Origin of the sequence: Eisenbergiella sp. OF01-20, from assembly GCF_003478085.1 — a bacterium.
In the GTDB taxonomy this organism is placed as follows: domain Bacteria; phylum Bacillota; class Clostridia; order Lachnospirales; family Lachnospiraceae; genus Eisenbergiella.
Map to the genome: position 1 here is coordinate 1 of NZ_QUES01000021.1, position 12,794 is coordinate 12,794.

Annotated in this window: 15 protein-coding genes; 12 read left to right on the top strand and 3 right to left on the bottom strand. The window is 47.4% G+C overall.

Annotated elements, in window-relative coordinates; genetic code table 11:
- Window positions 1–308: 308 nt before the first annotated feature.
- From spo0A to DXA36_RS20815, 5 genes are all read left to right on the top strand, one after another.
- On the top strand, window positions 309–743 hold the full coding sequence (gene spo0A / locus DXA36_RS20795) for a sporulation transcription factor Spo0A (RefSeq protein ID WP_279221558.1): 435 nt from the start codon (window positions 309–311) through the stop codon (window positions 741–743).
- Window positions 744–824: 81 nt separating this feature from the next.
- Window positions 825–2,270, top strand: coding sequence for a glycogen synthase GlgA (glgA, locus tag DXA36_RS20800; RefSeq protein ID WP_118681377.1), 1,446 nt, complete (start codon window positions 825–827; stop codon window positions 2,268–2,270).
- Window positions 2,271–2,428: 158 nt separating this feature from the next.
- The gene (locus DXA36_RS20805; protein ID WP_118681378.1) at window positions 2,429–3,331 is read left to right on the top strand and encodes a DUF3298 and DUF4163 domain-containing protein; all 903 of its coding nucleotides are present in this window, start codon (window positions 2,429–2,431) and stop codon (window positions 3,329–3,331) included.
- 74 nt (window positions 3,332–3,405) lie between these two features.
- Window positions 3,406–3,591, top strand: a complete 186-nt coding sequence (locus tag DXA36_RS20810) for a hypothetical protein (protein ID WP_118681451.1) — start codon at window positions 3,406–3,408, stop codon at window positions 3,589–3,591.
- 17 nt (window positions 3,592–3,608) lie between these two features.
- A complete protein-coding gene (locus tag DXA36_RS20815) occupies window positions 3,609–3,863 on the top strand; it encodes a spore coat protein (protein WP_118681452.1) in 255 nt (84 codons plus the stop codon).
- A gap of 50 nt (window positions 3,864–3,913) precedes the next feature.
- Here the strand turns inward: DXA36_RS20815 and DXA36_RS20820 are convergent, their stop codons facing one another.
- From DXA36_RS20820 to DXA36_RS20830, 3 genes are all read right to left on the bottom strand, one after another.
- Window positions 3,914–4,618: a GNAT family N-acetyltransferase gene (locus DXA36_RS20820; RefSeq protein WP_118681379.1), complete on the bottom strand. Its 705-nt coding sequence runs from the start codon at window positions 4,616–4,618 to the stop codon at window positions 3,914–3,916.
- 128 nt (window positions 4,619–4,746) lie between these two features.
- Window positions 4,747–6,483, bottom strand: a complete 1,737-nt coding sequence (locus DXA36_RS20825) for an Rqc2 family fibronectin-binding protein (RefSeq protein WP_118681380.1) — start codon at window positions 6,481–6,483, stop codon at window positions 4,747–4,749.
- Window positions 6,484–6,601: 118 nt separating this feature from the next.
- Entirely contained in the window at window positions 6,602–7,333 is a 732-nt protein-coding gene (locus DXA36_RS20830) for a TraX family protein (protein ID WP_118681381.1), read from the bottom strand.
- A 210-nt stretch (window positions 7,334–7,543) separates the two neighbouring features.
- Here DXA36_RS20830 and DXA36_RS20835 point away from each other — a divergent pair, with 210 nt between their 5' ends.
- From DXA36_RS20835 to DXA36_RS20865, 7 genes are read left to right on the top strand one after another with little or no spacing between them, the layout of a single operon-like run.
- A complete protein-coding gene (locus tag DXA36_RS20835; RefSeq protein ID WP_118681382.1) occupies window positions 7,544–8,422 on the top strand; it encodes a YicC/YloC family endoribonuclease in 879 nt (292 codons plus the stop codon).
- Window positions 8,423–8,454: 32 nt separating this feature from the next.
- Window positions 8,455–8,715, top strand: coding sequence for a DUF370 domain-containing protein (locus tag DXA36_RS20840; RefSeq protein WP_009252999.1), 261 nt, complete (start codon window positions 8,455–8,457; stop codon window positions 8,713–8,715).
- Window positions 8,705–9,337, top strand: a complete 633-nt coding sequence (gene gmk, locus DXA36_RS20845) for a guanylate kinase (protein WP_118681383.1) — start codon at window positions 8,705–8,707, stop codon at window positions 9,335–9,337. Before DXA36_RS20840 ends, gmk begins: the two co-directional genes overlap by 11 nt.
- Window positions 9,338–9,340: 3 nt before the next feature.
- A complete protein-coding gene (gene rpoZ / locus DXA36_RS20850; protein ID WP_009252996.1) occupies window positions 9,341–9,586 on the top strand; it encodes a DNA-directed RNA polymerase subunit omega in 246 nt (81 codons plus the stop codon).
- A 58-nt stretch (window positions 9,587–9,644) separates the two neighbouring features.
- Window positions 9,645–10,982: a 30S ribosomal protein S12 methylthiotransferase RimO gene (gene rimO / locus DXA36_RS20855; protein WP_118681384.1), complete on the top strand. Its 1,338-nt coding sequence runs from the start codon at window positions 9,645–9,647 to the stop codon at window positions 10,980–10,982.
- A complete protein-coding gene (gene pgsA, locus DXA36_RS20860; protein WP_118681385.1) occupies window positions 10,966–11,505 on the top strand; it encodes a CDP-diacylglycerol--glycerol-3-phosphate 3-phosphatidyltransferase in 540 nt (179 codons plus the stop codon). The genes rimO and pgsA overlap by 17 nt, the downstream gene beginning before the upstream one ends.
- Window positions 11,506–11,521: 16 nt before the next feature.
- On the top strand, window positions 11,522–12,793 hold the full coding sequence (locus DXA36_RS20865) for a competence/damage-inducible protein A (RefSeq protein WP_118681386.1): 1,272 nt from the start codon (window positions 11,522–11,524) through the stop codon (window positions 12,791–12,793).
- Window position 12,794: the final 1 nt, after the last annotated feature.

The following is a 12,794-nucleotide window of genomic DNA, read 5'->3' on the forward strand; positions in this document are numbered from 1 at the left end:
TCCCTCTCATTTCTCCCCCACCCTTCCCGCTATCTATCGCCAGCTTTCCCCACCTTTCGCCATATTTCGCCCTCCCATCCCGCGATAACCCCCGAAAAAACACGATACACCGCCTTTTATGCGACGAAAGAAGGTTGCCATAAATTGTCATTCTTATATAATTAATGCAGGAAGAGACAGAAAGAAAAAGATTTCTGTTGGAATGGAGGATATATATGGAACAGTTACGCATGAGCGCAGGAAAAGACAACGAAAGAGTGGTGCAGATCCTCACGGATCTGATGAAAACGAATAAAGAATTCCAGATAATGATAACCGTACCGGCATCCGGTACCTCATCCTTGTCAGAGATAACAAAAGAGGAAGAAGCCGCTGCCAAACCTGCCGCCGCCCACAACCTGGAAAAGGATGTAACGGACATGATTCATGAAATCGGCGTTCCCGCCCATATCAAAGGCTACCAATACCTGCGCGAAGCCATTATGATGTCTGTGGAAGATATCGAGATGCTCAATTCCATCACCAAAATCCTGTACCCTACTATTGCCAAGAAATACCAGACCACACCCAGCCGTGTGGAGCGTGCGATCAGACATGCTATCGAAGTGGCATGGAGCCGGGGAAAGATGGAAACACTGGATTCCCTCTTTGGCTATACCATCAATACCGGCAAAGGGAAACCGACAAATTCCGAGTTCATTGCGCTCATCGCAGACAAAATAAGGCTTCAATATAAAATTTAACCTTTTATTAAATGCCGTAATGATGTATAATATCTGTAAGCCCAGCGGGGAAGGTATTAAGAAATTACGGGAGGATTCAGCATGAAGAAAATTTTATTTGTGGCCTCAGAAGGCGTACCGTTCATAAAGACAGGCGGTTTGGCGGATGTAGTAGGTTCACTGCCCAAATGCATCGATAAAAAATATTATGACGTACGTGTAATCTTGCCCAAATATGTATGTATGTCCCAGGAAATGAAGGACAGACTGAATTACAAAACCCATTTTTATATGGATTTCCATTGGCAGAACCAGTATGTGGGGATCCTGGAAGCCGAATATGACGGAGTAAAGTACTATTTTATAGATAATGAATTTTATTTTAACGGTTTTAAGCCTTATTGTGATAATGCATTGTTCGAAATCGAGAAATTTGCATTTTTCTCCAAAGCGGCGCTGTCCATACTTCCCGTTGTTGATTTCCGCCCTGATTTAATCCACTGCCATGACTGGCAGACGGGGCTTGTTCCCGTCTATCTTCATGAACGGTTCCAGGGAAGCGATTTCTATCGCGGAATCAAGACGGCAATGACGATCCATAACCTGAAATTCCAGGGCAAATGGAGCATTAAGGAGGTACAGGACATCACCGGTTTACCTATGTCATTTTTCACGCCGGATAAGCTGGAGGCCTATAAAGATGCCAATCTGCTCAAGGGCGGTATTGTTTATGCAGACGCGGTTACTACCGTGAGCGATACTTATGCGGAAGAGATTAAGACCCCCTTCTACGGAGAAGCGCTGGACGGCCTGCTCCGCGCACGCAGCGGTGACCTGCGGGGAATTGTAAACGGCATCGATTATGAGGAATACAATCCCGAAACGGATAAGTATATAACGCATCCCTTTAATGCAGTCAATTTCCGCAAAGAAAAGATTAAAAACAAACGTGCCCTTCAGGCTGATTTCGGTCTGAATCAGGATGATAAAGCGATGGTGCTCGGTGTGGTATCAAGGCTTACTGATCAGAAGGGTTTTGATCTCGTTGCTTACGTCATGGATGAACTTTGTCAGGATAATATCCAGCTTATGGTGCTTGGAACGGGGGAAGAACAATATGAAAACATGTTCCGCCACTATGCATGGAAGTATTCCGGCAAGGTATCCGCACAGATTTATTATTCGGAAGCCGTATCCCACAGAGTATATGCTTCCTGTGACGCCTTCCTGATGCCGTCCCTTTTTGAACCCTGCGGACTCAGCCAGTTAATTGCCCTTCGCTACGGGACCGTTCCTATTGTAAGGGAGACCGGCGGGCTGAAGGATACCGTTCAGCCCTATAATGAATTCGAAAGTTCAGGCACAGGATTCAGTTTTATGAATTATAATGCCCATGAAATGCTGGGCGCCATCCGGTATGCGGAACGGATTTTCTATGATAAAAAGAGGGAATGGAATAAAATAGTGGACCGGGGAATGGCCGCAGATTTTTCCTGGCAGGTATCTGCAAAAAAATACCAGGAAATGTATGATTGGCTGATTGGATAAAAAATTCAGAGTTCTTGTGGATGTATGTGTAAGAATAAGGGGGGAAACCATTCGGAACGGTTGAAAAAACCGGTTTCGGATGGTTTTCGTACGTTTAAAAACCTTCTCATTGGGAAGGATAAAAAATATAGAAAAAAACAGAGAGGAAAGGAAATCGCATGAAAAAATTTATGTGTCTGGCATTGACTGCAGCCCTGTTGTTAACGGGCTGTACGGGAAAAACAGATGAGGAAAGCGCCGGAACCGCAGGACAGGCAGAAAGCAGTACCGTACAGGAAACCACAAGTCCCGCAGAAACCACGCAGGCTGCCACACAGACGGCAGAGGAGGAAACACAGACCCAGACTTCTTCCGAAGGAGGCAGCATGAAGGCGGGGGCATACTCGTATCATCTGGAAACGGAAGAAAAATCCTGGTCTACGCCGAAAGGCCAGCTGGCGTGTACCGTCAAAATCCAATACCCGGTTTTTGAAGGGGATACAGAAGGCGAGAAAAAAATAAACGAATTTTACCAGGAGTGGATTTCCGGCAAAATGGAAGACTATGAAAAGAATCCCGAATCCATCGTGGGCTATGCGCTTCAATACCGTACTGAGGAAGAAAATGCCCAGACGTCGGAAACACAAGAAACCGAAACCTTTACTATGCCGCCCAGTGAAGAAGATTTTACGGTGGGCGGAGTAGTCGCACGGGATAATATAATATCTGTATTCCATGAATCCTATACCTATGAAGGCGGCGCACACGGTATGCCGGGAAGGCTTACTTTCCTTTTTGACTCGGAAACAGGAAAAGAATTGACCCTGTCGGGCCTGATAAACAAATCTGGGGATGAGCTGAATACCATGGTAAGAGGTAAATTCCTGGAATTGGTAGAAAAAGATACGGAAAACAGATTTTTTGAAGACGCGGCGGAGACATTGAACGCAAAAACGGACTTCATGGATTCCTATTACCTTAACGTGGAAGGTGTGGTATTTTATTCCTCCCCTTATGAAATCGCACCTTATGCGGCAGGCTATACGGAAGTGACGATTCCTTATGCGGATTTGGGTATGTAAAAACTTGCCGGTATATTCCCGTTCATGAATGCGCACAATATAAAGGCAGAAGCAAAATGAATGGAGGTATGGACATGGCAAATTTATCAGAACTCGATCTTCAGAACCTGCGCCATCTGATTGGCGGTTATGACACTTCTCATTGCAAAATGAAGGAATACGCTTCCTGTGCAGAGGACACGAAAGTAAAACAGTTCTTTGAACAGGGTGCAAAATCCGCAATGGAAAATAAACAGCAGCTTATGAAATTTTTGCAGTAAGGAGGAGAATAACCATGATGCAGGAAAAAACAATGGTATCTGATACTCTGGCAGGTATTAACGGTGAACTTGTCAGATTTGGGGAAATGATTCCTCAGACAGAAAATAAAGAACTGAAAAGCGCTTTGAAACAGATGCGTGCAGCATGTGAGCAGTCCCAGGAGCAGCTTTACCAGATCGCAAGGGATAAATCCTATTATGTACCGGCCCAGAAGGCCAGCCAGGAAGAAATTGACCATGTAAAGGGTCTGTTTACTTCAGGAACACTGTAAGAAAAGCTGAAAAGCCATTGCGCGGCATAAACGCCGTACAATGGCTTTTTTCAGGGAAGCCAGAGCTTTATATTATTATCAAATACAGAACGTGGGAAAACGGAAAGATAAAAATCCGTAAGATCCTGCAAAAAGGCCTCGTCCCCTTCCGGTACTTCGTTCTTTTTCCTGCCGTCGGCAGTAAGAAGGCTATCCGCATCGGGAGCCTCGGCAGGAGAAATGCTATCCGTTCCGACAGCCCCGAGGGAACCATCTTCCGTTCCAACATCTCCAGCGGAGGGAAGCCAGAGCATTCGGTAGGTTACCCCAAACAGACAGGCACGTACTTGGGTAAGAAAAGCACCGTTTCTTTGATAAAAACCGATTCTTCTTTTCCGAAGCGACTTTTCCTCGCCGCAGGAGGCGGTATCAGGGTCTTCGCATTCCAGAAAGCAGCCGGGGAAATCTGTCTGCTTTCTCATATTCTGCAGAAAAATACTGCCAAACCCCTTGTTCCTGTGTTCCTCCAGAAACGCATAATAATCCAAGAGCATTTTCTTTTTTTCTGCATCATGCAGCAGCAGGGCATATCCCAGAATCGATTCCGTTTCCCCTTTCCGGGAAAACAGGCCGTAACCCGAATACTGTTTCCGATCGATCAGGCTGCGTATGGAAGAGAGCGGTTTGCGTTCATCATCCGGAAAATGGGAAGAACCCCAGGTTTCATAAACAGATAAAATTTCATCCTGCTGTAAAGGTCTATAAATTTTTTTCATAATAGAAACCTTTCTTTATTCCCGCGGGCAACGAGCCAAACGGATGCACGAGTGCATCCACTTGGCGACCGCCGCGAGGGTCAAATACCCCGCAGCTCGCTGCGGGGTATTAGACCCCTGCGGGTATTTTACTCAAGCTGTTTTAAAGCGGTGATATCCGAGTCTATCATCATGGAATAGTTAGTATAATATACCACAAAGCCGGGTTTTCCGCCGCCGGGCTTCTTCACATTCTTCTTCTCCGTGTAATCAATCTCCACCTTTTCCTGGCCGCGCCCTTTGGAATAATGGGCCGCAAGACGTGCCGCATCCTCAAAGGTGCTGTCAGGGAGTTCATCTCCCCGGGATTTTACTACCACATGGGAGCCGGGAATCCCTTTGGCATGGAACCACCAGTCGTTGCCCGCGGCAAACTTGAAGGTTAACTCATCATTTTGAAAATTATTTTTCCCTACATAAATATCATACCCGTCGCTGCTCACATAATGGAAGGGACGGCTTGTAATTTTAACTTTTTTTGTTCCGCCTTTTCTTCGGATATAACCGCTCTCTATCAATTCTTCTTTGATTTGTACCAAGTCCTCTTCCTTCAGCGCGATATCCAGGGAATTGCTGATGGATTCCAGATGCTCAATTTCCGTTTTTGTTTCCAGGGTGAGCTGGGATAAGGCTTCAAAAGTCCTTTTCAGCTTGTTGTATTTGTCAAAATATTTTTTCGCATTTTCTCCCGGCGTCAGAGTGGGATCCAAAGGAATGGTAATCTCTTCATCGGTATAATAATTTAATGCCGTCATGGAACGGGAACCGGGCGTCACATCATAGCCGTAAGTGTTCAGCAATTCGCCGTAGACCCGGTATTTATCCTTTTTTTCCGTATCCTGCATTTGTTTCAGCTGCAGATCATATTTTTTGACATTCCGTTCCAGCGCGGTGGACACGATCCGCCGCAGATCGGAGGAACGCTGACGGATACGTGTTATGGTATTTTTTTCTGCGTAATAATCTTCAAGCAGCCGGGATATGGAATCATAGTCCTTTCTTGCGTTCTCGGGATAAGAGGTAAGCCGCAGAGCGGCATACTCCGACGGCGCATTATTTTCATACACAATACATGGCGCAAAACTGCCGGCACGCACCGAATCCATGATATCCTGAAAGCAGCGGAAGAGGGCTTCCCTTCCTGTTTCGTCCAGGGCCGCTGTGGAAAATTCTGCGTTTCCCCCCGCCCGGTAGCAGATTTCATGGGCTATTGCGGGAGACAGGCCTGTGAAGCTGGTATACAGTGCTTTGAAGCAAGGCATACTGCCTGCGGACAAGCGTGCCATAAAGGTTTCCCTGGTTACGGAAAGTGGATTTTCTTTATCCTGGGTATGGGGAATAAAATATTCCTTGCCGGGAAGAACCTCACGCACCGAGCTTACCAGTCCTGAAATATGCTTGATACTGTCGATAATGGTGCCTGACGGGCTGCTGAAAATAATGTTGCTGTGTTTGCCCATCAGCTCTACAATCAGCAGTTTCCTGCAAAGATCGCCCATTTCATCAAGATGCTCGATTTCAAAATTCAGAATACGCTCCATCCCCGGCTGGGTAATGCTTATGATTTTCCCGTTCTGAATATGCTTGCGCAGCAGCATGCAGAAATTGGGGGCGGTCATCGGACTGGGTTTGTTTTTCTCTGTCAGATAAATAAGGGGCAGGGACGCCGAAGCGGAAATGGTGAGCCTGTGCTGTGCCCCATTGTTTTTTATGGTCAGCAGAAGCTCATCCGGTTCAGGCTGGGCGATTTTAAAGATACGTCCTCCGCTCAGCGTATCTTCCAGTTCTTTTCTTATATTAGCAATGGTTATGCCGTCGAATGCCATACAAAAGTCCTTTCTGCGGGAAAAACACAGCCGCGCGTAATACCGGCTGTGTTCTCTGTGCGGTAGAATAAATGCTGTTGGATTCAGTATAGCAGAAGATGGAAAAGAGAACAAGTGCTCAGAAGCCAAGCAGGTAACGCAGCAGGGCAATCAGTCCCAGATGGGCAGGATAAAAAGCATAGAAAAACCATTTGGGAATCTTCAGGGAGGTATTGGTATGCAGGAAAATCAGGGGAAGGGCGAACAGGGCCCCGGCTTCAAAACCGATATTATGTCCGCCAAGCACCAGATTCAAAGGATCCCCGGGAGATGCCATAAACAGGGCAGGGAGATAGGTCAGCGCATACAGGCAGGCTCCGAGAACCGGTTTCCTTCTGCAGAGATAGAATATGAGCATGAGGATGATGCCGGTATAGGAATAATCAAAATTCCACAGGGCGATAACCAGGAAGGCGAGGATAAAAAGCCACCACTTCTTTTCTTTAAAGCCCCATACGGAAAGAAGGCTTATAAATAAAGTAAAGAAAATATTCCAGTTTGTGAGATTTCCCAGAATATCCTGGGGATTGAAGGCCAGTATCCAGAACGGCTGGGAGATAACGGCGAACAGACCAAGCCTGCCCAGATATCTTCGGATATTTTTGGTATAGAGCATCCCTACGGTCATGCAATAACAGAAAATAGGGAAAGCAAGACGGCCAAACCAGCGGAAAACAGGATATTCCGGGAAGAACACACCCCCCATATGATCAATCAGCATGCTGATTATGGCGATCAGCTTCAGGAAGTTTGTGTCAAGATTCGTATCAAGGAGAGGCTTGCCGGGGCTTATGTTCATATTTGTATTCATTGTTTATGCACCTTTCTTTGTTTGCTTTGATAGTACCAGTATAGCGTTTTTAGGGGAAAGGTTATAGGAAGGGAAGTGTCAACTATGGCAGGGATTTTGTAAAGTTTGGTAAATCCGGTATAAACGGCAGAAAATGAAATCCTTGACTACTTTCGGAAGGTGCTTTATAATAAAATGAATTATGGGAATGTATCTTCTGGAGGAATACTGATGATAAAAAGTATGACTGGCTTCGGCAGATGTGAGATCAGCGAGGCCGAGCGTAAATTTACCGTGGAAATGAAATCCGTGAACCACAGATACCTGGATGTGAGCATAAAGATGCCGAAGAAACTGAATTTCTTCGAGTCATCCATACGCAGCCTCCTAAAGGAATATATCCAGAGAGGTAAAGTGGATGTCTTCATATCTTATGAGGATTTTACAGAGCACAATGTAACCATTAAGTACAACAGGGATATCGCCGCTGAATATATGGAGTATCTGAAACAGATGGCAGGCGAGTTTTCCCTGGACAACGATATCAGGGTTTCTTCCTTATCCAGATTTCCCGAGGTTTTCTCCATGGAGGAGCAGAACATAGACGAAGAGGGAATATGGAAGAGCCTGGAGAAGGCTCTTCGCGGGGCGGCTGAGGGCCTGGCCCAGACAAGGCTTACCGAAGGGGAGAACCTGAAACAGGATTTGACGGCCAAGCTGGACGGTATGCTGGAAAGTGTGGCATTTATTGAAGAACGATCCCCACAGATTATCGCAGAATACAGACAGACACTTCGGGATAAGGTAAAGGAACTTCTGGAAGATACGCAGGTGGATGAAAACCGGCTGCTTATGGAAGTGACTATTTTCGCCGATAAAGTATGTGTGGATGAAGAACTGGTCCGCCTGCGGAGTCATATCGAAACGACCAGGGATGCCCTGATGACGGGCGGAAGTATTGGAAGGAAGCTGGACTTTATCGCGCAGGAAATGAACAGGGAAGCCAATACCATTCTTTCCAAGGCAAATGATCTGGAGACCTCCAACCGTGCCATAGAGCTGAAAACCGAGATTGAGAAGGTCAGGGAACAAATCCAGAATATTGAATAACGGCTGTGAGCCGTATAGATCCGGAGGAAGATATGAGTCAGTTTATTCATGTTGGATTTGGCAATATTGTAAATACTGCAAAGATCATAGCGGTGGTCAGCCCGGATAGCGCACCCATTAAAAGGATGGTGCAGACTGCCAGGGAGGCAGGGACGGCCGTGGACGCAACACAGGGACGAAAGACAAAGGCGGTGCTCGTAATGGAAAACGGACAGCTGGTGCTTTCCGCACTTTTGCCGGAAACCATTGCAAACCGGGCACAGGCCGAACGGGAGGATAATGATGAAGCATAGGGGAATCCTGATTGTCGTTTCCGGTTTTTCCGGCGCAGGCAAAGGAACATTGATGAAGGAACTTATCAATACCTATGACAATTACGCGCTGTCGGTATCCATGACCACAAGAAAACCCAGAGCGGGAGAAGAAGAAGGAAAATCCTATTTTTTTGTGGACAGGGAAACCTTTGAGCGGACAATTGAAATGGACGGGCTGATAGAGTATGCCTGCTACTGCGACAACTACTACGGAACGCCCAGGGAATATGTGGAAGCCTGCCTGGATAACGGGCGGGATGTGATACTGGAAATTGAAATCCAGGGAGCCCTTAAGGTGAAGGATAAGTTTCCGGAAACCCTTCTCCTGTTTATTATGCCGCCCAGCGCAAAGGAACTGCGCAGAAGGCTGGAGGGCAGAGGGACGGAGAGTGAAGAAATCATCTGCCAGCGGATCAGCCGCGCGGCGGAAGAAGCAGAAGGCATTGAAAATTATGATTATATCATAATCAATGATAAATTGGACGACTGTGTGAAGGAGATGCACGGCATCATTAACGCCGCACGCAGAAGCCCGCAGAGAAATAAAGAATTGATAGCTGATATGCGTTCCGAACTGGACGCTTTAGTGAAAGGAGAATGAAACATGTTACATCCCTCTTATACCGATTTAATGAAAGTAGTGAACAGCGATGTGGAGCCCGGCGAAACCAATATAGTTAACAGCCGTTATTCCATCGTAATGGCCACTTCAAAAAGGGCAAGGCAGATTATCGGAGGCGATGAGCCGTTGGTAAATATGAAAACAGGCATGAAGCCTTTATCCGTTGCAGTGGAAGAACTGAATGAAGGCAAGATTAAGATTCTCGGGGATGAAGAAACAGAAGAGTAAAATGGGGGAAGGGAGAAGAGAAATTGCCGTGTGCATTTCTCTTTTTTCGTAAAAAAATATGAAGATTTTATTTATTTCCCTGGGCTGCGATAAAAATCTTGTGGATACCGAGATGATGCTGGGTATGCTGGCGGCAAACGGGCATACCTTCACGGATGAGGAAGCGGAGGCAGAAGCGGCGGTGGTGAATACCTGCTGTTTTATCGGGGATGCCAAGGAAGAAAGTATTAATACCATCCTGGAGATGGCAGAACTTAAAAAAAGCGGACAGCTGAAGGCGCTGATTGTAGCCGGCTGCCTGGCACAGCGCTATAAGGAAGAGATACAGACGGAAATACCGGAAGTGGATGAGATCCTGGGAACGATGGCTATTGACAGTGTGGTGGCGGCTATCGCAGAGGTGACAGGCGGGCAGAAACGCAATCACATTACGGATCCGGATGCGGCACTGGTTTATGGAAAGCACCGCAGCGTAACAACAGGCGGCCATTTCGCCTATCTGAAAATTGCGGAGGGCTGTGATAAGCGCTGTACCTATTGTATCATACCCAAAGTACGTGGGAATTACCGGAGTGTTCCCATGGAGGTTCTGGTAAAGGAAGCGGCAGAACTGGCGGAAGGCGGTGTAAAGGAACTGATCCTGGTTGCCCAGGAAACTACCGTTTACGGGAAGGATTTGTATGGCGAAAAAAGGCTGCCCCGGCTGCTTCAGGAGCTGTGCCGGATCCCCGGGCTTTACTGGATCCGCCTTTTATACTGCTATCCGGAGGAAATTACGGATGAGCTGATCGAAACCATTAAAAACGAACCGAAAATCTGCCATTATCTGGATATGCCGATCCAGCATGCATCGGATCGGATTCTCAGACAGATGGGCAGGCGTACCAATCAGGCCGAACTGCGGGAACGCATCGGGAAACTGCGGGAGGAAATCCCGGATATCTGTCTGCGCACCACGCTTATCAGCGGCTTCCCCGGTGAAAAACAGGAAGATCACGAAGAATTATATAATTTCGTGGACGAACTGGAATTTGACAGACTTGGGGTATTTACCTATTCCCTGGAAGAAGGGACGGCTGCCGCACAGATGGAGAACCAGGTACCCCAGGAAATAAAAGAAGAACGCCAGGCGGAGCTTATGGAGCTTCAGCAGGAGATCGCTTTTGAAAAGGCGGAGAACATGAAGGGCAGGAGGCTTCCTGCCATGATTGAGGGAAAGGTGGACGGGGAGAACGCCTATGTGGCAAGAACCTACAAGGACGCGCCGAATGTGGACGGACTGCTGTTTATCAATACCTCAAGGGAGCTGATGACCGGTGATTTCGTGAATGTGTGTATTACGGGATCGTATGAATATGATTTGATAGGAGAGCTGGAAGATGAATTTACCGAATAAGCTGACAATAGTGAGAATGATAATGATAATACCCTTTGTGGTTTTTATGCTGGTTCCCATAGGAGGGGCCGGTGTGGCGAAATGGATCGCCCTGGCCTTGTTTGTAATAGCCAGCCTCACCGATTTGCTGGACGGCAAGATTGCCAGAAAATATAATCTGGTGACCACCTTCGGGAAATTCATGGATCCCCTGGCGGATAAGCTTCTTGTCTGCTCCGCGTTGATCTGTCTGGTGGAGATGGGAAAAATCCCGTCATGGATCGTCATAATCATCATCAGCAGGGAATTCATTATCAGCGGTTTCCGGCTTGTGGCGTCGGATAACGGCGTTGTTATTGCGGCAAGCTACTGGGGCAAATTTAAAACCACCTTCCAGATGGTGATGATTATCCTGATGATTGCCGATATCCAGGCACTTTCCCTGGTAACCGCAATTGTGATGTGGATTGCATTGATACTCACGGTAATTTCACTGGCAGACTATCTGGTTAAGAACAAAGATTGCCTGGCTGACCAGAAGTAAAGAAAAGAGGTTCGGTATGGTAGTAGAATTAATTTCAGTAGGGACGGAGCTTCTGCTCGGGAACATCGTTAACACTAACGCAGCGTACCTGGCGGAAAAATGTGCGGGGCTGGGTTTGTCCTGCTATTATCAGACCGTGGTGGGCGATAACCGGGAAAGACTGGCCGGAGTGATGCGCACAGCGCTTGAGCGGTCGGATATCCTGATCCTCACAGGAGGACTGGGGCCTACGCAGGATGATTTGACCAAGGAGACGGCAGCGGATGTGTGGAACAGGGAACTGAAAATGGACGGCCATTCCCTGGAGCGGATCGAAGCTTTTTTCAAAGAGCGGAATCTGGAAATGACGGACAATAATAAGAAACAGGCTCTTGTGCCGGAGGGTGCACTCGTAGTTGATAATGACAACGGAACGGCTCCGGGGCTTATCCTTACGGAAGGGGAGAAGCGTATGATTCTGCTTCCCGGACCTCCGAATGAACTCAAGCCCATGTTTGAAAACAGGATAGCCCCCTATCTTACCGGACTGGAGAATCCGCTGGAACCGGGTATTATTTTCTCCAGGACAGTGAAAATCTGCGGAATGGGGGAAAGTAAGGTGGAAAGCCTGATCACGGATTTGGAAAATATGGAAAATCCCACAGTCGCCCCTTATGCCAAGACCGGAGAGGTTCATCTGCGGGTTACGGCCCGTGCGGCAGATGAGAAAGAGGCCAAAAGAAAAGTGAAGCCGGTGGTGAAGGAACTGAAATCCCGTTTCGGCAGCGCGGTATATACCACGGAGGAAGAGGTTTCCCTGGAGGGAGCGGTGGTGGATTTGCTGCTTGCAAATGAACTTACGGTTTCCACCATTGAATCCTGCACAGGCGGAATGCTTGCCGCCAGACTGATTAACATACCTGGTGTTTCCGAGGTGTTCAAGTCCGGTTATATTACCTACTCTAATAAAGCGAAAAGGAAAATAGCCGGCGTGAAAAAAGGAACCCTGGACAAATACGGAGCGGTAAGCCCCCAGACGGCCAAGGAGATGGCGAGGGGGACGGCGCTGCTCACCAAAGCGGATGTCACTTTTTCCATAACGGGGATTGCCGGGCCGGATGGCGGAAGCCAGGAAAAGCCGGTTGGACTGGTGTATATGGGCTGCTATGTCTGCGGAACCACACAGGTCAGGGAATTCCATTTCAGCGGGAACAGGGCTAAAATAAGGGAAACGGCGGTATCCGCCGCTTTGACGATGATGAGACAGTGTATTTTGGAGTATTACAGTCAGAAGACGTTTGGAAAATAAG